The sequence below is a fragment of the Dyadobacter endophyticus genome (assembly GCF_014641595.1).
Taxonomy (GTDB): Bacteria; Bacteroidota; Bacteroidia; order Cytophagales; family Spirosomataceae; genus Dyadobacter; species Dyadobacter endophyticus.
Genome location: NZ_BMIA01000001.1, coordinates 1,487,273 through 1,509,817, shown reverse-complemented (window position 1 = coordinate 1,509,817; position 22,545 = coordinate 1,487,273). Strand labels below are relative to the sequence as shown.

The window sequence follows — 22,545 nt, the reverse complement described above, 5'->3', positions numbered from 1 at the left end:
ATTCTACAAACCCTATGAAACACATTTTACTGATTGTTCCCTTGCTTTTGTTATATGCTCACATTGCCCTTTCGCAGACACCTACGAAAGGAGCAATTGACGCATTTGCCGCCAGCACCGGCGCGCTGCCTACGATCGATCCCGCTACCGGGTCGCTAAGTTTCCTCCGCTTTCCTGCCCAAAGGGGGCTGCAAATCAACGGTGGTGACGCTCAACAGAAATCGATTAACTTCGTTTCACAGTACAAAACCCTATTTGCACTTCGCCCCGGTGAGGACGAGTTTCGCCTCCGGGAGCAAAAAACAGACAATTATGGCTTGCAAAACATCACATTGCAGCAAACGTATAAAGGCGTGCCGGTATACGACGGCCTGATGAAGTTCCATTATAACAACGCCCAGGCTCTCACCGCTCTTAACGGCAACTTTATTTCCGAAATTAAAGTCAACGTAGTGCCTACCCTTGCCCAGCACGAAGCGGAATCCATCGCGAGCCGGCTCGTGGCAACGCAGCAACTGGGTAAGTCGTCAGTTCCTGTGAAGGTCAATAAAAGCACGCTCTACATTTTTCAGAAAGGGCTCGCCCAGGGTTACAACGGAGCGAAACTCCTTGTGTATGAAGTGGAAGTACGTAATGATGCGGATGTACGCGAATTTCTCTACATCGACGCACACAATGGCCAGCTCGTCGAGCAGTTCACGGGTATGCACAATATCACCAGAAAGCTTTACGAAACTTCCGTTACTGTTCCCAATTTAAGGTGGCAAGAAGGCGACGCTTTTCCCGGTACGCTCGATCAATGGCAGCAGTCGGAAGTGGAAAGCTCGGGCTTTATTTACAATCTGATCAAAAATGCATTCGGCTACACTTCTTTCAATGGCGCGGATGCGGCCATGGTCACGATCAATAACAACCCCAGTATCAACTGCCCGAATGCCAACTGGAACGGCTCGACCGCCAACTACTGTACCGGAACGGCCACCGACGACGTGGTGGCGCACGAATGGGGGCATGCTTACACCGAATACACCAGCGGGCTTATTTACCAATGGCAACCCGGAGCACTGAACGAGGCCTATTCCGACATCTGGGGCGAAACCGTTGACCAGCTCGACGGCTACATGGATGCCGGCGAGTCCAACGCCAACCGAACCGCATGCGCAAGTTCAGATCGGTGGCAAATGGGCGAGAAAGCCACCGCTTTCGGCGGGGCACTCCGTGACATGTGGGATCCGACTTGCAAAGGGGATGCCGGTAAAGTAACCGACCCCCAGTACTGGTGTGCCAACTCCGACCAAGGCGGGGTACATAGCAACAGCGGTGTGATCAACCATGCCTACGCATTGCTGGTTGACGGAGGCACTTACAACGGTCAGACAATCACCGGCATCGGACTCACCAAAGCCGCCCACATTTTCTGGCGGGCGCAATCGGCATACATGACTGCCACAACCGACTTTGCGGCGCAGGCAGATATCCTGGAAGCTTCCGCAACCGACCTGATCGGCGTCAACTTGCTGGGCTTATCGACAGGTGTTTCCGCTCCCGGTGCTTCCGGCCAAATCATTTCTGCCAGCGATGTTGCCGAGCTTGTAAAAGTAATCGCTGCCGTCGAGCTGCGTGTCGAGACCAATTGCGGCTTCACCGCCACGCTAAAACCCGCACCTGCCCTATGCGAAGGTGCCAATGCAGGGCTTGCGATCTTTTATGAAGGTTTTGAATCAGGCCTCGGCGGGTTTACGGTGTCTTCGGAAACAGCGTCGGCAGGCTGGTTTAGCCGCCAGTGGCAGCAGGTAGCATCGCCCGGCGGACGTCCCGGTCATGCTGCATTCGGGATCAACTACCAGGGCGGCGCTTGCACCTCGGGTACCTCCCAGGCAGGCATTATCCGCATAGAAAGCCCAGTCATTACGATCCCCGCCGGAACACCCGGCAATCTGAATATGGCATTTGACCATTATATCGCCATTGAAGATACCTGGGACGGTGGTAACATCAAGTTCAGGATTAATGGCGGTGCGTGGACTCTCGTACCCGCCACGGCATTTACAGCCAATGGCTACAATAATTTACTGAACACCTCGGGTGCGGGCAGCACCAATCCGATGCAGGGCCAGCCTGCCTTCACGGGAACAGACCAGGGATCGGTAACGGGATCGTGGGGCCAGAGCCAGATCGACCTTAGTAGTCTCGCCATTGGCCTGGTCGCCGGCAACACCATCCAATTCCGCTTCGAACTCGGCACCGATATTTGTGGCGGTATCGAAGGATGGTATGTAGATGACATCCGTGTATATTCCTGCGCGGTTACTCCCGCGGTTCACTTTGCGGCAGCAGGTGCTACCATGAACGAAGGAGAAGCAACTACTGTGAATCCGCCGGGCTGTCTTAAATACATCGATCAAGTAGTTACCGTCGGGATAGACAAAGCTCCGACCCAGCCGGTAACCGTTACATTCAATACCCCAACCGGCACCGCCAAGCAAGGGGCAACCGCCGATTATATCATTTCTCCGGCATTCGTCACGCTCGACGCAGGTTCAATGACCAGAACTGTTACCATCCGCATTTTCAACGACGCATATGTAGAAGGGCCCGAAACCATCAACCTCAGCTATGCACTGAATGCCAATGGCGGAAATGGATACGCCGCAAGCACTCTGCAGAATTTCGAGCTGACGATTAATGACGACGATCTGGCACCCGGCAATTACACCGACGAACTGCTGAGTTCCAACTTTAACAACGGCACGCAGGGCTGGAAGCCAATCAATGGGGGCAACTCGTTCCATACGTGGGCAATATCGCAATTCAGCAACGCAGGTTTCGAAGACCTGTCGCCGTTCTTCTTTATGAACAGCGCCATCAACAATGCTTACATTCTTGACGAAATCCTGGAAACTCCTGCCATCAACACTTCCGGAAGGAAAAACATGGTGCTCAGTTTCAGGCAGATTTGGGAAAGACAGCTCGGTAGCGATGCGGAAGTTGGAACTGTCGAAGTGTGGAGCGGCACAGCATGGCAGCCCCTGCTGACGCAAAATGAAGCAACCGGCAATATCGGAAGTCTTTTAGGCTACACATCGGTGGTTAAAGTCTTAAACATTCCGGATGCTTATGCGAATGTCAATATGAAATTCAGGTTCCGTTACACTTCCCGCTCCGAAATATGGTGGGCGATCGACGATGTGAAATTGACGGCCACAAATTCCACCCAGATCCTGACGACGGTCAATACCGGCAACGCAGCGAGGGAATATCTTGGCCCAAATGAAACAGCGGTGTTCTATGACCCGACGAGTGGTAACCTCCTGGCGAAAATCAAGAACCTGAGCTCGCACGATTATGGCTGTACCACAGTCGAGCTTGACCGCGCAGGTATAAACGGAACACCATGGCTCGGAAACTATCAGGTAACTAACAAGACGTTCAAAGTAACACCTACCAACAACAACCCGACCGGGCAATACGAAATCACGCTCTACTACAAAGGATCCGAACTAACCACCTTTACCCCTGCCAACATCCACTCGATGGGTAAAAGCGCGGGCAGCATCACGACAGGTGACGCTGGGACGACGGCCATTGTAGCGGTGGTTTCTGCGCCGGCTTTCAGCGGCGACTTTTCATTTACAGCAACTTTCAACACCGGTTTCTCCGGGTTTGGTCTATCGGATGCTCCTCCGGGAGCTGCATTACCGGTAACACTGGTGAATTTTGAAGGTAAAAACACGTCCGAAGGCAATGTGCTGCAATGGACTACCAGCTCGGAAAGCAACAACGACTATTTTGCGATTGAGGAAAGTACCAATGGCAGAAACTTCGTCGAAACAGGACGGGTGAAAGGTGTCGGCAACGCTTCTGCGGAAAACCGGTACGACTTCACGGATATGGATTTCAACAAAGGCATTACCTACTATCGCCTCAAACAGGTGGATTTTGATGGTAAATATGCTTACAGCCGCATTGTCCCGATCGATGCGCCTTCGGCCGGCAATATCCGCTTCTACCCTAACCCGGTGCAATCGGCGCTCAACATCGAGCTGCCCAACCTGCAAAGTAACTGGGTAAATGCGCGGGTTATAAATGCTTCGGGCCAGGAGGTGATCGTCAGGGAAAAAGCTGCTGTTCAGAATGGCAAGCTGAATATCCACCTGGGTAAGCTGCCAGCGGGTATTTATCAGGTACTAATCACGAACGACAAGGTCAACTACCGGTTGTCGGTATTCAAACCCTGACTTAATTGAAGCAAACAAAAACGGGCTGCAAAACATGCAGCCCGTTTTTGTTTTAAGACATTTTAATAGACTTCATCCATCACTTTCGCCAGCCAGTCGGCCACTTCCTTCGCATTCGCGTTCTGGTTATGGATGATCACATTGCCGATTTGGCGGAGCAATACGGGGGAATAGGTCTTTTTGTCGGCGTCGTAAGTGTAACTGTAAAACCGCGTGAGGCCTAGGTCTGCGCCGCCATTGAGTGGTTTCGAGAAGCTATCGCCCGAGATCTTGCGGGAGGCATCGATGTATTTATTGAGATCCGCCGTAGCTATTTTGATGGAAGAGATCGTCGTTTGCGAGGTATTCGCGTCCATATCCTCCTTCGAAAGTATCGACTGCAAATCGTTGCCTTTCCAGCTCGCCGGCATGTCGTAAGTTCGTACCTGTCCCTGTTTGTCGATCAAAAAACCTTTAAACTGGTTTCCCCAGGCCTGGTTGGTATAATGTATTTCAAAATAAACTTCCTGCTCATTGGTAACCACAACGTCGTCGGAGCACGAAACGGAAAGCGCAGCTAATGTGCTGAAAAACAGGATCGGGATGATATATTGGGCTTTCATGTTTGAAATAGCTGATTGACATAAAGTTAATCATTTTAGCTGGTTGAACGATCGTCATTACTATCGACTTTCCAACCGCACTTTGACAAGCCATTCTGCTATCTCCTTTGCATCGGAATCCTTGTTATAAATATCATTATCGCCAACGCTTTGAAGTAGTACAGCATGATAGGTCTTCGAGCCTGAATCATACCGGTAGACATAATATGCACTTGCCCCCATGTCGGCACCTCTGTTCGACAGCTCAGTAAAATCCTTGTCGCTTACGCGCTCCATTTTTTTGACATACCGGGCCAGCTCATTTGCGGGTACCGTATATTTTGAAACGGTTGTTTTTGCCAGTCGTTCATCCATTTCAGCCGCAGTAAGTGACCCCGACGACGCGAATTTCCAGTCATTCGGCTTGTCAAATGTTCTCACCCGGCCCATTTTGTCGATCAGCAAACCGTCGTTCTGAAAACCCCAGGCGTAGTTCACGTAATTAACTTCAAAAAAGATCTCCTGGTCGTCGGGAACAGGAAATTCCTCCCCTGAACAGCCCGGCAGCAGCAATGCGCCGGCAATTATGCAAAGAGCGAATAAAAACGATCTGGTTTTCATGACGTTATCGGCTTGTCGTTAAAGTTAGCTAATTTCAACAAGCTGATACCATGACAAACCAGACCGCTAAATGGTTGTTACCTGGTTATTCCACGGCCACATATTTGCCGGAGCACGCTTCGATACAGCCATAACCGAGGGTAACCTTACTTGCCGACAGATCTGAATAGTACCAGATATGCGAAGGCGAAGTTTTATCGATCGGGATCAGCTCGATCCGTTTGTCGTCGAGCACCTTGTAAGCGTTGAACAAAGGCACCGACGATTGCCCCACTGCTTTCTTCTCCACAAATTCACCATTCTCCTTAAATTCGATGGTATGCGCAAGCTCGCTCTTCACTTCGTGGTAGGTTCCGCTGCCATCGCCGGGATCAGCCAGGTATTCTACAATCTTCCATTTGCCGACCAGGCCGTTATTTTCTTTCAACGCCCTTTTCGCTGTATCGTCCAGCGGCTCGGAGGGGTCATTTGTACAGGCTATTACCGTCCAAAGCAGCATCAGCGAAAGGAGTAAGCGGGTAGTTTTCATGGGCTAAGAATTAAATTTGTTTCAGTTACTTAGATGCTCCGATATCCACTTTCGTTGGAACAGCATGTAAATTTTGTAACCAAAACAACGCATTTAGCTAAAAGCTGCGCCACTACCTGCCGATCGTCCTGAAGGTCAGATTGATTCTCGGCCCGTTTTGCGTTTTAGACTTGGGAATCCGGTGCTCCCAGGTGTGCTGCAAGTCGCCTTTCATGATAAGCAGCGAGCCGTTTTCCAATGTCAGGCCATATTTCCGGGCGTGGTCGGACCGGTACCTGAACTCGAATCGCCGCTCCTGCCCCAAACTGACCGACGCGATCACAGGATTCCTGCCCAGTTCCTGCTCGTTATCGCCGTGCCAGGCCACTGAATCGTTGCCGTCCCGGTAGTAGTTGAGCAAAACGCTATTGAATGCGAAGCCAGTCTTCTGCTCAATCCGTTGTTTAAGATCGGCGAGTTCGTGCGTCCATGCGTATGGCTCAAACCTGGTTCCGGAAAACGTATACGATTTATCGGTATCGCCAAACCAGGCCATGAGCCTCGGCGCGGTTACCTCCTTGCCGTACATTTGCATGACCTGCTGCCGCCATGGCACGTCGGCAATCCATTGCCGGATGAGCCCGGCGCATTCAGTCGCTGGTACGAAGCCTGGATAATATTCGAGCAGATCCTCTGGAAATTGCAATGCCTCCTGTGAGCCAAACAGACTTAATTGTTTCATGCAGTTTGCTGATGGTTGTGTTCCGGGGCATAACAACAAATATGACAAAAAAGTCTACGCGCCCTACTATACGAGCTCCTCGGTAACCGGCAATGCAACCCGACTTCCCGGTTCCACCCATTGTACTTTTACATTTTGTAATTTGGCTTCGCGGCCCAGGTCCTCCTCCATTTGCGGGAACTGATGGTACATGCCGTCCCTATGAAAACCATAATGAATGGGCACCAGCACATCCGCATTCAACAGACGCGTGACGGTGACCGCCTGAATAGGCGTAAGCGTAATTGGTACCGGGCTGGGCACCACACGCGGGATATTCACTACCGCGCCGTTCACCGGCAGGAACACGGCATCGAAATGCTGCCACGTTTTACCGAGTTGCCAGAACTGGTTATGCCACATCGTGTCGCCACCATGCAGAATGCGTTGGCCGTCGGCTTCGATCACCCACGAAACTTGCTTGTCGCCTACACCGTCCATGGCAAATACTGCCGTGACCGTAAAATTACCGATCTGACGCGGCGTGTTCAGCGCGAGCGCCAGGGGGGCAAAACCGTCGTTGCGTACCTCGGCGGCGATCTGCTCGGAGACGACAAAAGTGCCTTCCGGTTTCAGCACCGAGCGGATCGCTTCGGGATCGTAATGGTCGGAATGTAAATGCGTGATCAGTACCACGTATGCCCGGGTATTTTGTGCAAATTGAACAGGATTTTCGGGTCCGATCGAGGCGCCGCGCTGGTAGTTCTGTACGGCATCTATGAGTAATATCTGTCCGTTAGATTCAATTTTTAGTCCGGCCCAGGATAATCTGTGAAGTTTCATGTGCTATTGATTTTTAGTACATGACAAAAGTATCAGATTTAGATATATGAGAAAAATGATTTATTTTTATAGAAACAATGAATAATACTCATGTTAACACTCCAGCACCTTTATATTATTGAGAAGATCACGAGTGAAGGGTCGGTAACCAGGGCCGCCGAGAAGCTCAACCTCACGCAGTCCGCGCTGAGCCACCAGATCCGCGACCTGGAAGCTGCCAGCGGCGTGAGGCTCTTCAACAGGATCGGTAAGAAGCTGGTGCTAAACGAGGCCGGCCAGCGCGTGGTGACGAGCTCGCAAAAGGTGCTCCCGGTGATCCGAGAGCTGGAAGCAGAACTGAAAGAAATGCGCGAAGGCAAAAAGCAAACGATCCGCATCAGTACCGAATGCTATACGTGCTACCACTGGCTGCCCCGGCTGCTGACCGGTTTTCAAGAGGATTACCCCGGCACCGACATCCAGATCGTGGCCGAAGCGACCCGGCGCCCTATGGAATACCTCGAAGCCGGCAAGTTGGAACTCGCGCTCGTGAATGGCACCAATGGCAATTGCAGCCTGCATTTCGAACCGCTTTTTGAAGACAGGATGGTAGCGCTGCTTTCGGATAAGCACCCGCTTGCGTTGCGTAATACCCCGCTGGAATTCTCAGACATGCATTCCGAAACCCTGGTGGCATTTCAGATCAGCAGCAGCAATAACTTGCTTTCGCCCGACCTGGTATCGAATCTTTCCCCTAAAAAAGTCATCCACATTCCCATGACCGAGGCCATTGTGGAAATGGTCAGGTTCGGGATGGGAATTACAGTGATGGCCGAATGGGCCGCCCGCCAATACCTGAGCACAGGCGGACTCACGACCCTGCCTTTCCGTTCCGAAATCGGTACACGTCACTGGTACGCTTGCACGCACAAGGACCGGAGCGAGCCGCTAGCCGGCCTCGTAGGCAGGATACAAGCTGCATTGTTAGGAACCGAAAATCCGGCTGCCGCCTGAATTCAAGGGATTTCGTAGCCCGAAATTCCCTGCTTTTTCAATTTTTTCATGAGAAGGTTTCGCCCGCGCAGCAACTGCGAGCGCGAAGTACTATCGGTAATGCGCAGTGCCTGGGCGATTTCAATGTGCGAATAGCCGTCGATCAGGTGCAGGTTCACGATCCTTTTGTACCCCTCTGGCAATTGGGCGATCATATCGTTGACGATCCCGAGGCCCAGCATATCGATAATGCAGTTATGGTCATTGGATTCGAAATCCATGGGCGACATGTCCATCGAATGGTTCATCGCTTCTTTCTTGGTGGTGCGGTGGTAGTAGTTGATGGCCGTGCGGGTAACGACGGCGCGCATCCAGGATTCTATCGATTCAATGTTTTGCACGTCATGAAGATGCCTGAAAATTTTCACGAACGATTCCTGATAAATGTCCTCCGCCTCCATACGCGTTCTGGCGAAGCGCGCGCAAATGCGCATGAGCTCGGTCCGGAACCGGTTATAGAATAGCGTCTGTGCACGCGGATCATGATTCTGGCAAGCTCTGACGAGGTCTGTCAGCGTGCAATAGTTTTTTTTAATAGAAGACTTCATGTGCTGAAACGGAGTTGGGTAGTGACTGACTGATGATCTTTGTCCGTTTATACCCTAGGCCATCCAACCTTATCAGCTTGGATCAAAAAAATTGCAAAAAAACAAGGCCGGAAAGCAAAACGCTGCTTCCGGCCTTAAAAAATCAATTCATTCAACTAAAATTTATATGCTACGCTCAATGTTGAGTTTCTGGGCTTCTGTGGGTTTACCGACCAGTAACCTATGTAATACTCTTTGCTAGTGAGGTTGTTGACGTTCAATGAAATTCGGAAATGAGTTGCATTGTAGAACACGCTCGCATTGAGCAAAGTGTAGCTTGGGAGTATAAAAACGCCGGTCTTGCTGTTATCGATCACTTTATATTCGCCCGCATAATTTCCGCCAAGGCCGAAACCGGCGTTTTTGAGGGTACCGCTGCTGATCCGGTAAGTAGCCCAGAAGTTGGCAAGGTTTTGCGGCCCCTGTCCACCGATCGCACGGCCGGGTTCGCTGTAAAAATCTTCGGGATCGCCCGAGATCACCTTCGTTCTGTTGTGGCTGAAACCTGCGATAAGATTCAGGCCAGTCGCCGGATTGGCCACCAGGTCGATTTCGAAACCTTTGCTGCCCACTTTTCCGCCCTGGGTGTAATCACGGATATTGGCAGGACTGGGCATTACGCGATCAGACACCTTAATATCGTACACCGAAAGCGTGGCGGCCAGTTTGTCGGAGAAAAGGTTGGTTTTGATACCATATTCCCACTGGTCGGCATGCTCGGGCCGGAACGATTTGACGCGCGGGTTGCTGCCGTCGACATCGGTTACCTGCCGCGGGGCGACGTTGATGAAGGCATTCATATAATTCGCAAAAATCGAAACTTTGTCGGGCACCGGCTGGTACACGATCCCAAACTTCGGCGACAGCGCCCATTGGTCGAAGTCATCGTCGGAAGTGCTCTTCTCGCCTTTCGAATCGAAATAGTCGGCGCGGAGACTCACCATGGCGCTCAATCCTGGCGTGATATTGAGCACATTGGAAGCATATGCACCGAATGAACTGCTGGTAATATTGCTCGCGCTGTTTTCCAGGCCGGCGAGCAGGTTATCGATCGACGCCTGCGTGAGGTACACGGGAGCGAGCGTGTCGCCCGAGTAGGGGTCCACATAATTTACATCGCCCTGTGGTGACACGTTGCGCGCCGAAGCCCAGCCTGAGCCATTATCGATGACATTTCTTCTGAAATAATCAACCCCTACCAGCAGGCGGTTACGCATGTTGCCGATCTTGAAATCGCCGTTGAAATTCTGTTGGATATCGGTAGTATTGGTCGTTTGCTGCTCTTTGTGGAAATACTGACTGAACCAGTTATCCCCCGACACATCGTCCCAGATGTAGGTGTAAATACCATTGGATTTCACAGTTCCTCTGGAAAAAACCGTCTGCGACGTCCATTGATCCGATAGTTTATAAACTGCCTGCGCCTGCAAATTGAAACGTGGGTTACGAATCGTGAGGTCGTTCGAAGTGAATGAAAGGCGCGGGTTCAGGTTTAATTCTTTCAGATTTTTGAATGGAAGCGGGCTGAAACGGTCAGAATGGAAGAATACCGGCGCAACGGCCCTTTCCTCTTCCAGGATTTCGGTCAGAAAATGCAGCGACAGGCGGTCGTTCACTTCATACATCAGCGAAGGTGCGATGAAGAACGATTTCTTGAAACCCGCATCCTGAAAGCTGTTTTCGGAATGATAAGCCGTGTTGACGCGCAATGCAATCTTGTCGGCCTTGCTCAACGGAGCATTGATGTCCGCTGTGACGCGGTTCAACCCGAAACTGCCTGCATTATAGCCGATCTCGCCGCCAAACTGGTGGTAAGGCTTTTTGGTAATCGTATTGATCATACCGCCGTAGCTATAAAACGCACCGCCGAAAAGCGTACTTGAAGGCCCTTTGATCACCTGGATTTCCTCCACGTTCGCCGGGTCGAGGTTACCGCTCGTGAGGCCGGGAAGGCCGTTGTAAAGCGTCGGCTGCGCATCGAAACCACGCAATGCGAAATAGGAGGCCCCATCCCCTGCCCTGCCTGTCGACTCCCAGGTACGCGAGATGCCCGGTACATTGCGAAGGGCGTCGTCGTAGTTGGTAATGCCCTGCTGCTTCATGATTTCCGATGAAACCGTGTTATAAACCTGCGGGTTTTCCAGCTTTTTCAAGGAGATTTTGGCTACGATCACATTCTCACGGTTCAGGTTGCGGGCCGAAACGATCACCTCCTGCAACTGGGCCGAGTTTTCTTTGAGGGTAAAATCCAGCGAAGTAGTGCTGCCGGCCGCCACTTCGATCGTCCGTTCCTGTTTTTCCAGACCGATGAAAGATGCCACCAGTTGGAGCAAGCCGGGTTGAATATTCCTGATCTGGTATTTACCGTTCCGGTCGGTCAATGCGCCTTTGGCAGTACCCTTCACGCTCACAGTAACGAGCTCCACCGGCTCGCCATCGGAAGTGCGCACCGATCCACTGATCGTACCGTTTTGCGCAAATACCTTTGTAACAACGAAATAGAATATTAATGCGAGTAGAAATAGCTTTTTTGTCATACCGTTATGTTAGATTTGGTTCAAAAATATTATTTAAACTAAATCTAAACAATAAAATATAGCAAAGAACTTGGCTTATTTCGCCCGCTTCGCGACGCGGAAGTCGGAGATGTTATTTCAGCTTACCCGAATTCACGTAAAAATCAGACAAGAGTAAAAGAAACTCGTCCTTGCGGCGCCGCGAAACTTCGATTTCGGTGTTGTCGCTCATCCATACCTGCCCGCCGTCGCCTTTGACATACCGCTTAATGTGTTCGAGGTTGATGATGTTGGATTGATGTACGCGGAAGAAATAGTAGTTATCAAGGATCTCCTCATATTCTTTCAAAAGGCGCGAGACGACGATCGCCGGGCCTTTCACGAGGTGGAATTTGGTGTAGGAACCGAGCGACTCGCATTGGATAATATCAGTCATTTGCACAAAATGGATACCCTCGGCGGTAGGCAATGCGATGCGCTGATTGTCATTACGTTTGCGCGCGACCAGTCTCGGCGCACGAACCGGGTCCAGCTGCTCCTGCAAAATCTGTAATTGCTGGGGGTTCACGCTCCCTACCCTGTCCCGGAACTTCGAGACGGCCGTTTGGAGTTCGTCCGGGTCAATGGGTTTAAGCAGGTAATCGATGGCACTGAAACGGAATGCCCGTATGGCATATTCCTGGTATGCAGTGGTAAAAATGACCCCAAAATTGACCTTTTCGAAGCTGGAAAGGAGATCGAAACCGCTTTTGCCGGGCATTTGAATGTCCAGGAATATCAGGTTAGGCCGTTGCTTCCGAATCAGTTCGATACCAGAATCGGCGTTCCGCGCTTCGCCGCAAACTTCGACTTCCGGGCTCACGATCCGGATCAGATTGGTGAGCGCCTCCCTGGCATTGGTTTCGTCGTCGATAATGACTGCGCGTAAAGATTGGCTCATAGCTTATACGTTTTCAATCGGGATTATCATTTTGACCAGCGTTCCGGCCGGTTTGTTTTGGTCATCAAAAAGATCGATCATTTCAATGCGGGCTTCGCTGTCCTTCTGCCGCAATGCTTCGAATATGCCCCGCGTCATTTCCTGCCCCCTCGAAATGTGCCCTTCCGTCCGAGGTGAAAAGTCCCGCCCGACCCCATTGTCGCCGATCGTACAAATAATGTGGCGGTCGCTCAAACGTGCCGTGATCGTCAGTTTTTTCTCGCCTTCCTTGGGCATCAGCCCGTGCCAGATCGCATTCTCCACGTACGGCTGCAACAGCATGGGCGGCAGCAGAGCATCGAGGAGCACGTCATTTTCTTCTATTTCAAAAGTATAGGTAAACTCGTGATTGAACCGGAAAGACTCGATCTCGACATACATCCGCAGCGTGTCGATGATCTTCTCGAACGACAAATACTGGTGGTTTGAATTTTCCATAATACGCCGCACGAGTTTGGAAAACTTGGAGAGGTACTTTGCCCCCTCGACCCCCCTGTTAGTGAGCAGGTAATTCTGCACCGAATTGAGCGAGTTGAACAGGAAATGCGGGTTCATTTGCGACTGCAATGCTTTGAGCCTCCATTCGGTGATTTGCAGGTCGAGCCGGTTCCGCTCCGCGAGGGTATCCACCCGCCATCGCATCATGGCGACGATCAACCCGGCGATCGTGAGGCCGATAATCACCCTGAAAAACCACGTATTGGTAAAGTAAGGCCGGATCGTTAGCTGGATCACCAACGGTTCCTTGCTTGCATTACCAGACGCGTTGCTGCTGCGCACGCGCAACGTATAGGTGCTAGCGGGCAAATTCGCGAATGAAACGGTATGCTCGTTGCCGATGTCCGTCCAATCGTCGTTATAACCTTCGAGCTGATAGCTGAACCGATTTTGCGACGCCGGTTCGAAATTCAGTGTGGTGAAACTGAAATTGACAGAGTTTTCGTCGGGTTGAAGCACGATTTTGTTTGCCGTATCCTGAAAAAGCTTTTTCCCCTTTACCTCCACGGAAGCCAGCGCGATCCCCGGCGACCGCACGCTCCCCCCGAGCTGTTTCATATCGAGTATATTCAAAGTATTGATATACCCCAGCAACAATTCACCGGGTGCATTGTAATAAAAACCCACCGGCGCGTTGCTGCGGAGGCCATCGATAGTCGTAAGATAGCGAACCGAGCGCGTTTTCGGATCTGCGACATGAATAGCCTCATTGGTACTGAACCAGAACCGGCCGTCTGGCGTCTCTGCGATATCTGCACAATAGGTATCCATTAAAGTACCCGACTTGAAATCGAACGACTGCCTGATCATACCATTGGGCGCTATCTTGGAAACGCCACCCCAGCTGGCCACCAGAATGGAACCATCGGGTGCCACCTGAATACCGTTGATGCAATCGCCTCCCAACCGCCGGCCCTTATTCACCGCCAGCTCCTGAATATTTGTAAATGCAGCTTTCTTTTCATCAAAAAAGAACAAACCACGCGAGCAGGCGGCAATCCAGATTCTCCCGTCGGGTGTTTCACGGATGCCCTTGACATAATTCTGGTGCACCAGTTTCCGTCCCTCTTCGGGCGCCCACAGATGCAGCTCCTTGTTGGTAACCGGGTCGAATACTTTGAGTCCTTCATTCAGGTTCGCGATCCACAAACGGCCTTTGCGATCCAGCAGCCCATCCCTGAAATCGACGTTTCGGGAGGGCACCGTTCCTGAATGCCAGGGGCGGAAGCGACCCGAATTGACATCACCTGTAAAAACCCCTTTCTCGGTAAACACAAACGCCTTTCCGCCGATCGTCCTGACTTTGTTGGTGAAAGCCTCTTCCTGATCGAAGCGGTAAAGTTTGAACCGGTTCGCGGAAGGCAGCCAATGCAGCACTCCTGAATGCGAAAGGCCGAGCCAGTAACCACCGCCCTCGGCAGGCTGGATGCTCGATACCTGCACGGGCTGGCGTACCACGTCGGCTGGTATCGCCACCGTGCGAACCCCTATATTCCGATAACGGTATTTGAATATGCCGTCGCTCGTACCTATCCACAGAATCCCATTGGTATCGTCGTCGTACATATCCTTGATGCGAATGCCTTTATTATAAAATTCGGGAAGATGGTACAGCTCGTTCCGCTCGGGGTAATAGACACTAACGCCGTCATTCGTTCCGACAAAAATCAGTTTACGGCCGTTCTCATCACGGGATTCCCGGGCGCAAACGACATCATTCTGCTCAAAGCCAGCCTTCCGTATCGAAAAGCTGTGATCGGAAGGCGAATATTTTATTAAACCATATTCATAGCCCCCGATCCATAAATTACCCGCGTCGTCCTGGGAACCACGGCTCAGGCGGATACTGACGCGGTTTTCAGAATAAATCGATGCCGGCCCCAGCACACACACCAGCTTATCCGCTTTACGGTCATAATAATAAAGCCCCAATTCCGAAACGATCCACAATACACGTTGGCGGTCTTCGAAGAAGCTGGCATACTGGTACACATCGCCGTCACCGGAAGCGGCAAAAGTATAGCGGAAAAGCTTCTTTTTGGCTATATCGTATCGCTGCACGGAAGTATAATCACAAACCCACATCTGATCATATGAGTCCACCGTTCCCTGCTCGTGAAGGTCGTTACCCGTGTCCTGGTCGTCATAATTATTCTGCACCAATGTGGTCACTTCCATCGTGTTGCGATCGATTCGGGCAATGCCGCGGGTGTCCACCGACGTGTACAAATCGCCTTTGGAATCGGCCGACACGCCCGAGCAATATCCGAGTTGCAGACTGTCCAGGCGCAGGAACGAATAACCATCGTACCTGCAAAGGTTACGCCCGGTACCGATCCACAGAAACCCCCGGCGATCCTTATTGAGGCACCAGACGTCGTTTGAAGGCAACCCTTCCTTTGTGGTAAGATGTTCGAGCGTAAGAACGGGCATCTGTGCACAGACGCTCCGGCTGAGCAAGAAAATGAGGATCAAAAGACCGGTAATCCGCATGCGGGTTCAGGAAAGCTGAGCAAATAATATCTTTAAGCGCAACAGCCGGGCTTCTTACTGCTTCAATTGTACGACGGTAAGATGCTGCCCCACCCAAACCGGTCCGCGACGCTGCGCATGATGCCGGGCAGGTCTTCCGCGGGCCCGGCTTTTCGCAGCCTCGGCGTTTATTTTTTCGACATAACAGAGCGCGAGCAAAGCTGCAAAAGTAAGGTAACCTAAAAGTGTCTTCATAAGCGCATGTGCGACCGGCGTTCAGAAAAATACGAGGCTCAGCAGGATGATTACCGTGATCAGCAATAATGCAATCCAGTCGAACTCCCGGTCAAAGAATTTCCTGATCTCCCCTTTCGCCAACCTCCTCCCCTCTTTTTTTACCGGGTTACCGCCTCTTTCCATACGCCTGCTGTTGATTTGATTGATTGATATCCTAAAAATCGCCATAAACGCCGCGCAAATGTTTATGGGTTCAAATCTGGCGCCCCTATCCACATAGCTGGCGGAAAACATCTGATATCCGGAACAACACATCATCGCGGCTTTTCTTCCGCTCTGCGAACATTATGTCCCTCCCACGGCCCATCGCCTACCTAGAGTCTGCATATTATCGGGATATGAAATCAAAAAAATTTAAATTTTTTTAGACGTTTAAATTTCTAAATCTGAGCCCATTGCGAAATTTCCTGCATTTGAGCCCAAAAAATAGTGCTCTCAAAATTTGTTTGGTAAAATCCCAATTGTACTTTTGCACCACGATACGGCGAAACGAAAAACAAAAAACGCCAGCAGCGACACTGATTGTTAACTTCCTATGAAGTGCATCAGCAAGCCCGAAACGCCAAGTTTTTCGAAGCACCAACATCGGAATGATTCCGTAGCTCAGCTGGTAGAGCAATACACTTTTAATGTATGGGTCCTGGGTTCGAATCCCAGCGGGATCACTGAAAGCGCCTCAAAGGGCGCTTTTCTGTTTTAAATTGTTCTGAAAATCAGCTTGTTCCAAAATTTTTGAGTCATTCCTGATCAAAGTAACCTATCCGATTCGGTTACCGTTTCGGTTACCTATATGATTTTCTAAATTAGGTAACCGAATTTCCGAAAATAGCTTGTGTGATGTGGTTTTGAGGAAATCGATGCGTCGCCTGCGGGAAGTCCCCACAGGGAACATTAGATCACTTAAAAATGTGAAGGATGAAAAGCAATCAGAAACTTTCGATCCTCTTCTGGCTATTCAAAGCCAAAGCAACCAAAGACGGCAAAGCGCCGATTTATGTGCGGATTACAATCGATGGCCTCGATGAGGAAATCTCGCTAGGCAAAAAAGTGCACCCCGATGACTGGTGCAACCAAACCAAAAAAATCACTGCCTCAGGTATGGAAGCTAAACTGATCAACATTGCCATCGATCAGGCGCGTACTTCGCTCACTTCCCAGTTCATGGTGCTGCAATCGCAGTTTGAATGCATCACGCCGACGATGCTTAAAAATGTCTTCAAAGGCAAACCGGTTGAAGACAAAGACAATGCTCCCCAGCCAGGATTGAAGAAGCAGCAGACCCTACTTCAAGCATTCGACGAGCACATCGAGAAATTTGAACTGATGGTCCAGCGCGGGATGCGTTCAGACAACACACTGCGGCACTGGCGCAAACTTAAAAGACACGTTACATCTTTCATCCAGTTTCAGTACAAAGCATCTGACCTGAATTTTTCAGAGTTATCTGGTCTGTTTGCCGAAGAACTCTACGAATACCTGACGCTCCACAAGCTCAAACCGCTCGCGGAGGTATCTGCTCGCAAGGATGTGAAATGGACCAGGCAGATAGTTAAAATCGGCGTCAAAAAGGACTTCATAACGAGGAACCCCATGGAAGGTTTTAAATGCTCCGGCGGGGATGTTGAAGTGATACCACTAGAGTTCGAGCAGGTCGAAAGAATTCACCGAAAAAAGTTGCACGTTGAAAGGTTAGCTGAGGTGCGCGACGCTTTCATCTTTCAATGCTTTACAGGCTTTGCCTACCAGGACATCTATGGACTGACAAGGGATAGCATTACGCTTGTCGGCTCCAAGAGGGAAAGGTGGCTCGTGCGCAAACGAGGAAAAACACAGGTCGGTGAAATGGTCCCCATACTGCCGATTGTAGAGGAATTGATTGAGAAGTATAAGGGCCATCCCTACTGTGTGGCCCACGATAAGCTGATTCCAGTAAAAAGTAATTTCAGGTACAATACGTATTTGAAGGAGCTGGCAGATCTCTGCGACATCCGTGATGTCACTGGAAGTATAAGGAGGCTAGATACTCATGACGCGAGGCATTTTTTTGCTGATATGATGCTGAATAATGGTGTGCCCTTGGAAGACGTCAGCAAAATGCTTGGCCATCGGAACATTAGAACTACGATGCGTTACTGTAGGGTAAGAAAATCGCGGATTAGTGAAAACGTGGGACTAGTTCGGGATCGGTTGTTTACCAAAACCGGCAAGCTTCGACAGGCATCTTAGGTGTCAATAAGACTATTTGCCCCGGTCGCCAGCACGTTTGATTTTGCTGATTTTGCGTTTGAAAAAGCCCATTTTTCTCATCAGGCAATAAGGACCTTTGTCATGTGAATTTTTTCATTTCAACATACAAGAAATTAACATGACAATCTTTCAGGAAACCATAGACAAACTAGCCGTTGTAGACACGTTGTATCGCTTTGCCGCCGGTCTGGACCAGCGCAACAATGAGCTTCTTGCATCGGCCTTCGCGGCCGACGCGGTATCCGATTTCGGGCCCGCAGGCAAAAAAGCAGGGTTTGAATATCCGGTATTGCAAGGCCGCGACACCATTGTGGCGGCGCTGACAAGTTCGCTTGGCCAGGTGGACACTACACATTCCGTGAGCAACCCACGTGTGCACATTGACGGGCAAAAGGCTACGCTCGACGCGCTGGTGGAAGCCCAGCACGTGCCTTCGAACGATCCTTCACGCCACTACCTGATGAAAAACCGCTATGATGTCGAGTTAATCAAAGAGCGGGAAGTCTGGGTCATTCAGCGCGTCACAATCGACAATGTATGGCGCTCAGGCGATCCGGCAGTGCTGGCGGGCATTTAAGTGTATTGGGCAATGGGGCCGGACATGCAATGCGAGATAGACTCGCAAACGCATGTTCGGCCCCTGACCGCAAAATGTTTTTTCGGGTTGCCATTCAGTTGTTGAACGACTGCCGGTATTCGAGCGGCGATACCCTGGTCTTGTTTTTAAAGAGCTTATTGAACGATTGCGGGTACTCGAACCCCAATTGATAGGCGATTTCCGCGATCGTCAGATTGCTCGTACTTAGGATGTCCTTCGCCCTATCGATCAGTTTGTTGTGAATATGCTGCTGGGTTGTCTGGCCAGTAAGCGATCGTAGCATGTCGCTCAGATAGCGCGGCGAAACTTTCAGGTGCGCAGCCACTTGCTGCACCGTGGGAGGACCGCCGAATAGTGGCTTTTCTGAATTAAAAAATCCATTCAAATAGGATTCCATTTCAACGATCAGTTCATTATGCACCACTTTGCGGGTGATGAACTGCCGGTTGTAGAAGCGGCTGCTATAATTGAGTAACAGCTCTATCTGCGTCACCAGCACATCCTGACTGAACTGGTCGATATTGTTGTCCAGCTCGATCGCAATCGCATCGAACACCGAAAATATGACCTGCTTTTCCTTATCGGACAAATACAGGGCTTCCGCTACCGAATAGGCAAAGAATCCGTATTTCACGATATTCTTTCCAATAGTATAGTTTCGGATAAAATCGGGGTGAAAAAGAAGCGTGTAACCACTGTAATCCTTTTCTTCTTCAGCAGCAGCAATGACCTGGTTAGGGGCTGTGAATGAAAGGCCTCCCTCCTCAAAATCATAGTATCCTTGCCCATACCGGATTTGGCCCGCAAAATGCTTTTTGAAAGATATCTTATAAAAATTCAGCACGTATCCCATTCCCAGATGACTGGTATCTGCACGAATGTCTTTGTAGTCAACCAATGCTACCAGCGGATGCATGGGCTTGGGCAAATGCAGCATCCGGAGCAGCTCGGATATACTCTGAATCATTTGTGGCGGATTTTCCATGATCATAGCTGGTGATAAGCGGGGTGAAAAAATTAGTTCAATACGGCTGAGCGGTCGGTCGGATGATCATTTCACTGATATCAACATCGCCTGGCTGGCAAATCGCGTGTGCCACCGAATGGGCGATCGCATCTGCCGAAATGGCCATCGCTGCCATTCCCTTGACCATTTCCCTTGCGAAAGGGTCTGTGATTCCCCCGGTCAGGTCAGATTGGATAATACCCGGAGAAATAACCGTTGTGCGAATGTTGTAGGGCTTGATTTCCTGGCGCAATCCTTCCGACAATGCCCTGACGGCAAATTTTGTGGCGGAATACACCGCACTCGTGGGATCCACCCGGTGCCCGGACAGGGAAGAAATATTGATGAATTGCCCCTGCATCCTGCTTTTGAAGTGCGGCAAGACAGCGCCTATTCCGTAGAGCATTCCCTTCAGGTTAGTATCAATCATAGCTTCCCATTCTTCAACGCGCAGCTCTTCCAGCTTCGACAATAGCATTACCCCGGCATTGTTAATCATCACATCCACATGACCAAATGTATTCAAAGTATGCCGGATAAGGCCATCGACCGAATCTTTTTGTGTGATATCCGTAATTTGTATGGTTGCTCTTCCGCCAGATGAATTGATTTGCTCTTCAAGCGCTTGCAGTTTATCCTTCCGTCGCGCGCCAAGGCTTACCCAGACACCCTGAGTGGCCAGATATCTTGCGATCGCCTCGCCTATACCGCTGCTGGCCCCTGTAATAACCGCCACTTTGCCTCTTAGATTTTCACTTTCCATTTTCGTTAATTTGATAAAGTTTGCTGATTTGTTCGCTATGTGCCTGAAGGCCCATTTCCTGGCGTTCCCTCGCAGCATTGACCGCGTCTGGGCCTGCCAGATACCGGAGTTGCGGCTTGCCGTCGGTGGCAGCCTGGTAAATAATTTCCGCGATTTCCGAGGGTTCGGAGAAAACCACGTTGGTGCTTCCGTCCTCGAATCCGGACATCATCTTGTTCCAGAGCGGCGAATAAGCATCATGGGCGACGAAGGCCAATGACCTTCCTACATAGTCGGTATTCATTGCGCCGGGAGCGACGGTCTTAAAACGAATGCCGAACTGGTTGACTTCGTAGTTCATCGCCTCACTCCAACCTTCCAAAGCGAATTTGGTGGCGCTGTATACCGAAGCCAGCGGATTGGCCGCAATGCCGGCAGCCGAGGTGACCGTAACAACCAGGCCTTTCCTATTTTGCTCCCTGAAATAGGTTACAAATGGCTGGGAAACCCTGAAAACACCCAGTAAATTCGTTTCCAGTTGTTTTCTGATCTGGTCGTCCGAATAGCCTTCAAAACCACCCACAAGCCCGTAGCCCGCATTGTTGAGCACCACGTCGACGCCGGACGTGATGGCCTTTTGAATTGTCAATTTTACTTGCGCCGCGTCGGTCACATCCAATGGCAACAGTGTGACATTGGCCAACCGGTCAAGTTCTGTTTCCTTTTCAGGATTACGCATCGTAGCGATGACTTTCCAGCCCCTGGCTTGAAACAACCTGGCGGCTGCTTTGCCCAATCCGGACGAAGCGCCGGTGATGAATATGGTTTGCATGTTTTATTGGGTTAAATGTTCGATGCAAAGCTCCGGCGTTACCGGCAGCATCATGTTTCCAATCAGGTATAATCTGTATCCAAAATTACTGCCCGACTTTATTTTCATTTCTGAAACGATTGTTTCAGAAATGGCATTATCTTTGCTTTTACTTATGGCACGATTGGTAGAATTTAATCAGCAGGATGCGATCCGGAAAGCAATGGAAGTCTTTTGGAAGAAAGGCTATAATGGCGCATCGATGCGCGACTTGACTGACGCCATGCAGATCAACCCCAGCAGCCTTTACAATACCATTGGCGACAAACGTCAGCTTTTTATCAGGTGTATCGACGATTATACCCAGGCCCGGGCTGGGGCGCTTCAAACGCATGCATCAGGATTCAAATCTGCATCGAAAGCGCTGATCAGTATCATCAACGAGTCGGTCAATTCGATTTTGTACAGCAGCAACAGCTGTCTGGCCATTAAGACGACATTCGAGTTGGCCGTTACAGACAAAGATGTTCAGGCAATCCTTAAACATGAAAGTGACCTTACCTATGCACTTTTTCTGTCACTTGTTAGGCGGGCCATCGAAGAAAAGGAGATGCCCGCAGATACCGATGCCGAAATGATCGCTGACTACATCCTCAATGCATTTACAGGCTGGCATCAGTCTTATATCGTACATCAGGACGCTGCCAGGGTCAAGAAGATGGCCAAATTTCTGATCGCCCAGATTTCCAGTTAATTTTTTTGGCAAAATTTGAAACGATCGTTTCAGAATAATAAATAATCATCTGGTTAAAGCGGATACAACTTTCACCAATCAGGACACATTTGAGATTCTGGTGTTGACGAGCTTTGTCAATCGCAGCGTGGAATGTGCAGGAATGAATTAAACCAACAGATCAATATGAAAGAATTAACAATGAAAGATGCGGTATCGCGCTCGCAAGCCATACGCGCATTGTACCACGAATTGGAGCGGCAGCATCACGGCTCCGAATGGACCGTGGAAGAGGATGCGCTGGCTTTTCTGACCGACGTCGGATTGGTGGGCCGCCTGGTCATGTCCCAACAGGGCCGCTGGCCAAAGGCAGGAAATGCTTCCGGCGAATTGGAACACAAGCTTGGCGAATGCATCTGGTGGCTGATCATTTTGGCCGACCGCATGGAAATTGATATTGAGCATGCACTAGACGGCTTTCTGTCCAGAACTGAAAAACTACTAAAAGAATAAAT

At 50.3% G+C, this 22,545-nt stretch carries 20 protein-coding genes and 1 tRNA gene; 7 read left to right on the top strand and 14 right to left on the bottom strand.

Annotated features, from left to right (window positions below):
- Positions 1-14: 14 nt before the first annotated feature.
- Positions 15-4,238, top strand: coding sequence for a M4 family metallopeptidase (locus IEY24_RS06250; RefSeq protein WP_188929711.1), 4,224 nt, complete (start codon positions 15-17; stop codon positions 4,236-4,238).
- A 62-nt stretch (positions 4,239-4,300) separates the two neighbouring features.
- Here the strand turns inward: IEY24_RS06250 and IEY24_RS06245 are convergent, their stop codons facing one another.
- The 5 genes from IEY24_RS06245 to IEY24_RS06225 form a co-directional block, all read right to left on the bottom strand.
- Positions 4,301-4,840 carry a hypothetical protein gene (locus IEY24_RS06245; protein WP_188929705.1) on the bottom strand — a complete coding sequence of 180 codons (540 nt, stop codon included), beginning with the start codon at positions 4,838-4,840 and terminating at the stop codon, positions 4,301-4,303.
- 60 nt (positions 4,841-4,900) lie between these two features.
- Positions 4,901-5,440 (bottom strand): hypothetical protein, encoded by a 540-nt coding sequence (locus tag IEY24_RS06240; protein ID WP_188929704.1) that lies wholly within the window; start codon positions 5,438-5,440, stop codon positions 4,901-4,903.
- Positions 5,441-5,525: 85 nt separating this feature from the next.
- Positions 5,526-5,969, bottom strand: coding sequence for a hypothetical protein (locus IEY24_RS06235; RefSeq protein WP_188929703.1), 444 nt, complete (start codon positions 5,967-5,969; stop codon positions 5,526-5,528).
- Positions 5,970-6,081: 112 nt separating this feature from the next.
- The gene (locus IEY24_RS06230) at positions 6,082-6,690 is read right to left on the bottom strand and encodes an alpha-ketoglutarate-dependent dioxygenase AlkB family protein (RefSeq protein ID WP_188929702.1); all 609 of its coding nucleotides are present in this window, start codon (positions 6,688-6,690) and stop codon (positions 6,082-6,084) included.
- A gap of 66 nt (positions 6,691-6,756) precedes the next feature.
- Positions 6,757-7,512, bottom strand: coding sequence for an MBL fold metallo-hydrolase (locus tag IEY24_RS06225; RefSeq protein ID WP_188929700.1), 756 nt, complete (start codon positions 7,510-7,512; stop codon positions 6,757-6,759).
- Positions 7,513-7,602: 90 nt separating this feature from the next.
- Here IEY24_RS06225 and IEY24_RS06220 point away from each other — a divergent pair, with 90 nt between their 5' ends.
- A complete protein-coding gene (locus IEY24_RS06220) occupies positions 7,603-8,505 on the top strand; it encodes a LysR family transcriptional regulator (protein WP_188929699.1) in 903 nt (300 codons plus the stop codon).
- Between the two features lie 2 nt (positions 8,506-8,507).
- On the opposite strand, the gene IEY24_RS06215 is transcribed toward IEY24_RS06220, so the two are convergent.
- The 6 genes from IEY24_RS06215 to IEY24_RS06190 all read right to left on the bottom strand — a co-directional run bounded on the left by IEY24_RS06215 (position 8,508) and on the right by IEY24_RS06190 (position 16,016).
- A complete protein-coding gene (locus IEY24_RS06215; protein ID WP_188929698.1) occupies positions 8,508-9,092 on the bottom strand; it encodes an RNA polymerase sigma factor in 585 nt (194 codons plus the stop codon).
- Positions 9,093-9,247: 155 nt separating this feature from the next.
- Positions 9,248-11,668 carry a TonB-dependent receptor gene (locus IEY24_RS06210; RefSeq protein WP_188929697.1) on the bottom strand — a complete coding sequence of 807 codons (2,421 nt, stop codon included), beginning with the start codon at positions 11,666-11,668 and terminating at the stop codon, positions 9,248-9,250.
- Positions 11,669-11,780: 112 nt separating this feature from the next.
- Complete coding sequence (locus tag IEY24_RS06205) at positions 11,781-12,587, bottom strand: LytR/AlgR family response regulator transcription factor (RefSeq protein WP_188929695.1); 807 nt, start codon at positions 12,585-12,587, stop codon at positions 11,781-11,783.
- A 3-nt stretch (positions 12,588-12,590) separates the two neighbouring features.
- Positions 12,591-15,617 carry a sensor histidine kinase gene (locus tag IEY24_RS06200; RefSeq protein ID WP_188929693.1) on the bottom strand — a complete coding sequence of 1,009 codons (3,027 nt, stop codon included), beginning with the start codon at positions 15,615-15,617 and terminating at the stop codon, positions 12,591-12,593.
- A gap of 54 nt (positions 15,618-15,671) precedes the next feature.
- On the bottom strand, positions 15,672-15,851 hold the full coding sequence (locus tag IEY24_RS06195; RefSeq protein WP_188929691.1) for a hypothetical protein: 180 nt from the start codon (positions 15,849-15,851) through the stop codon (positions 15,672-15,674).
- 21 nt (positions 15,852-15,872) lie between these two features.
- Positions 15,873-16,016 (bottom strand): hypothetical protein, encoded by a 144-nt coding sequence (locus IEY24_RS06190; protein WP_188929690.1) that lies wholly within the window; start codon positions 16,014-16,016, stop codon positions 15,873-15,875.
- 469 nt (positions 16,017-16,485) lie between these two features.
- On the opposite strand from IEY24_RS06190, the gene IEY24_RS06185 reads away from it, so the two are divergent.
- The 3 genes from IEY24_RS06185 to IEY24_RS06175 all read left to right on the top strand — a co-directional run bounded on the left by IEY24_RS06185 (position 16,486) and on the right by IEY24_RS06175 (position 18,717).
- Positions 16,486-16,558 (top strand) — tRNA-Lys (locus IEY24_RS06185).
- A 250-nt stretch (positions 16,559-16,808) separates the two neighbouring features.
- Positions 16,809-18,119 (top strand): site-specific integrase, encoded by a 1,311-nt coding sequence (locus tag IEY24_RS06180; RefSeq protein WP_188929689.1) that lies wholly within the window; start codon positions 16,809-16,811, stop codon positions 18,117-18,119.
- A 139-nt stretch (positions 18,120-18,258) separates the two neighbouring features.
- Positions 18,259-18,717 carry a nuclear transport factor 2 family protein gene (locus IEY24_RS06175; RefSeq protein ID WP_188929688.1) on the top strand — a complete coding sequence of 153 codons (459 nt, stop codon included), beginning with the start codon at positions 18,259-18,261 and terminating at the stop codon, positions 18,715-18,717.
- A 94-nt stretch (positions 18,718-18,811) separates the two neighbouring features.
- Here IEY24_RS06175 and IEY24_RS06170 read toward each other — a convergent pair whose 3' ends face one another.
- Genes IEY24_RS06170 through IEY24_RS06160 form a run of 3 tightly spaced genes read right to left on the bottom strand, consistent with a single transcriptional unit; the run spans position 18,812 to position 21,318 of the window.
- A complete protein-coding gene (locus IEY24_RS06170) occupies positions 18,812-19,705 on the bottom strand; it encodes a helix-turn-helix domain-containing protein (RefSeq protein WP_229221487.1) in 894 nt (297 codons plus the stop codon).
- A 55-nt stretch (positions 19,706-19,760) separates the two neighbouring features.
- Positions 19,761-20,507: an SDR family oxidoreductase gene (locus IEY24_RS06165; RefSeq protein WP_188929686.1), complete on the bottom strand. Its 747-nt coding sequence runs from the start codon at positions 20,505-20,507 to the stop codon at positions 19,761-19,763.
- Positions 20,497-21,318 carry an SDR family oxidoreductase gene (locus tag IEY24_RS06160; protein ID WP_188929685.1) on the bottom strand — a complete coding sequence of 274 codons (822 nt, stop codon included), beginning with the start codon at positions 21,316-21,318 and terminating at the stop codon, positions 20,497-20,499. The genes IEY24_RS06165 and IEY24_RS06160 overlap by 11 nt, the downstream gene beginning before the upstream one ends.
- Positions 21,319-21,472: 154 nt before the next feature.
- On the opposite strand from IEY24_RS06160, the gene IEY24_RS06155 reads away from it, so the two are divergent.
- Positions 21,473-22,051 carry a TetR/AcrR family transcriptional regulator gene (locus IEY24_RS06155; RefSeq protein WP_188929684.1) on the top strand — a complete coding sequence of 193 codons (579 nt, stop codon included), beginning with the start codon at positions 21,473-21,475 and terminating at the stop codon, positions 22,049-22,051.
- A 165-nt stretch (positions 22,052-22,216) separates the two neighbouring features.
- A complete protein-coding gene (locus tag IEY24_RS06150; RefSeq protein ID WP_188929682.1) occupies positions 22,217-22,543 on the top strand; it encodes a nucleoside triphosphate pyrophosphohydrolase family protein in 327 nt (108 codons plus the stop codon).
- Positions 22,544-22,545 lie beyond the last annotated feature (2 nt).

Excerpts from the sequence above, each read along its gene's own strand:
- IEY24_RS06250 (WP_188929711.1), top strand. The coding sequence starts at position 15 with ATGAAACACATTTTACTGATTGTTCCCTTGCTTTTGTTATATGCTCAC.
- IEY24_RS06245 (WP_188929705.1), bottom strand. The coding sequence starts at position 4,840 with ATGAAAGCCCAATATATCATCCCGATCCTGTTTTTCAGCACATTAGCT.
- IEY24_RS06240 (WP_188929704.1), bottom strand. The coding sequence starts at position 5,440 with ATGAAAACCAGATCGTTTTTATTCGCTCTTTGCATAATTGCCGGCGCA.
- IEY24_RS06235 (WP_188929703.1), bottom strand. The coding sequence starts at position 5,969 with ATGAAAACTACCCGCTTACTCCTTTCGCTGATGCTGCTTTGGACGGTA.
- IEY24_RS06230 (WP_188929702.1), bottom strand. The coding sequence starts at position 6,690 with ATGAAACAATTAAGTCTGTTTGGCTCACAGGAGGCATTGCAATTTCCA.
- IEY24_RS06225 (WP_188929700.1), bottom strand. The coding sequence starts at position 7,512 with ATGAAACTTCACAGATTATCCTGGGCCGGACTAAAAATTGAATCTAAC.
- IEY24_RS06220 (WP_188929699.1), top strand. The coding sequence starts at position 7,603 with ATGTTAACACTCCAGCACCTTTATATTATTGAGAAGATCACGAGTGAA.
- IEY24_RS06215 (WP_188929698.1), bottom strand. The coding sequence starts at position 9,092 with ATGAAGTCTTCTATTAAAAAAAACTATTGCACGCTGACAGACCTCGTC.
- IEY24_RS06210 (WP_188929697.1), bottom strand. The coding sequence starts at position 11,668 with ATGACAAAAAAGCTATTTCTACTCGCATTAATATTCTATTTCGTTGTT.
- IEY24_RS06205 (WP_188929695.1), bottom strand. The coding sequence starts at position 12,587 with ATGAGCCAATCTTTACGCGCAGTCATTATCGACGACGAAACCAATGCC.
- IEY24_RS06200 (WP_188929693.1), bottom strand. The coding sequence starts at position 15,617 with ATGCGGATTACCGGTCTTTTGATCCTCATTTTCTTGCTCAGCCGGAGC.
- IEY24_RS06195 (WP_188929691.1), bottom strand. The coding sequence starts at position 15,851 with ATGAAGACACTTTTAGGTTACCTTACTTTTGCAGCTTTGCTCGCGCTC.
- IEY24_RS06190 (WP_188929690.1), bottom strand. The coding sequence starts at position 16,016 with ATGGAAAGAGGCGGTAACCCGGTAAAAAAAGAGGGGAGGAGGTTGGCG.
- IEY24_RS06180 (WP_188929689.1), top strand. The coding sequence starts at position 16,809 with ATGAAAAGCAATCAGAAACTTTCGATCCTCTTCTGGCTATTCAAAGCC.
- IEY24_RS06175 (WP_188929688.1), top strand. The coding sequence starts at position 18,259 with ATGACAATCTTTCAGGAAACCATAGACAAACTAGCCGTTGTAGACACG.
- IEY24_RS06170 (WP_229221487.1), bottom strand. The coding sequence starts at position 19,705 with ATGATTCAGAGTATATCCGAGCTGCTCCGGATGCTGCATTTGCCCAAG.
- IEY24_RS06165 (WP_188929686.1), bottom strand. The coding sequence starts at position 20,507 with ATGGAAAGTGAAAATCTAAGAGGCAAAGTGGCGGTTATTACAGGGGCC.
- IEY24_RS06160 (WP_188929685.1), bottom strand. The coding sequence starts at position 21,318 with ATGCAAACCATATTCATCACCGGCGCTTCGTCCGGATTGGGCAAAGCA.
- IEY24_RS06155 (WP_188929684.1), top strand. The coding sequence starts at position 21,473 with ATGGCACGATTGGTAGAATTTAATCAGCAGGATGCGATCCGGAAAGCA.
- IEY24_RS06150 (WP_188929682.1), top strand. The coding sequence starts at position 22,217 with ATGAAAGAATTAACAATGAAAGATGCGGTATCGCGCTCGCAAGCCATA.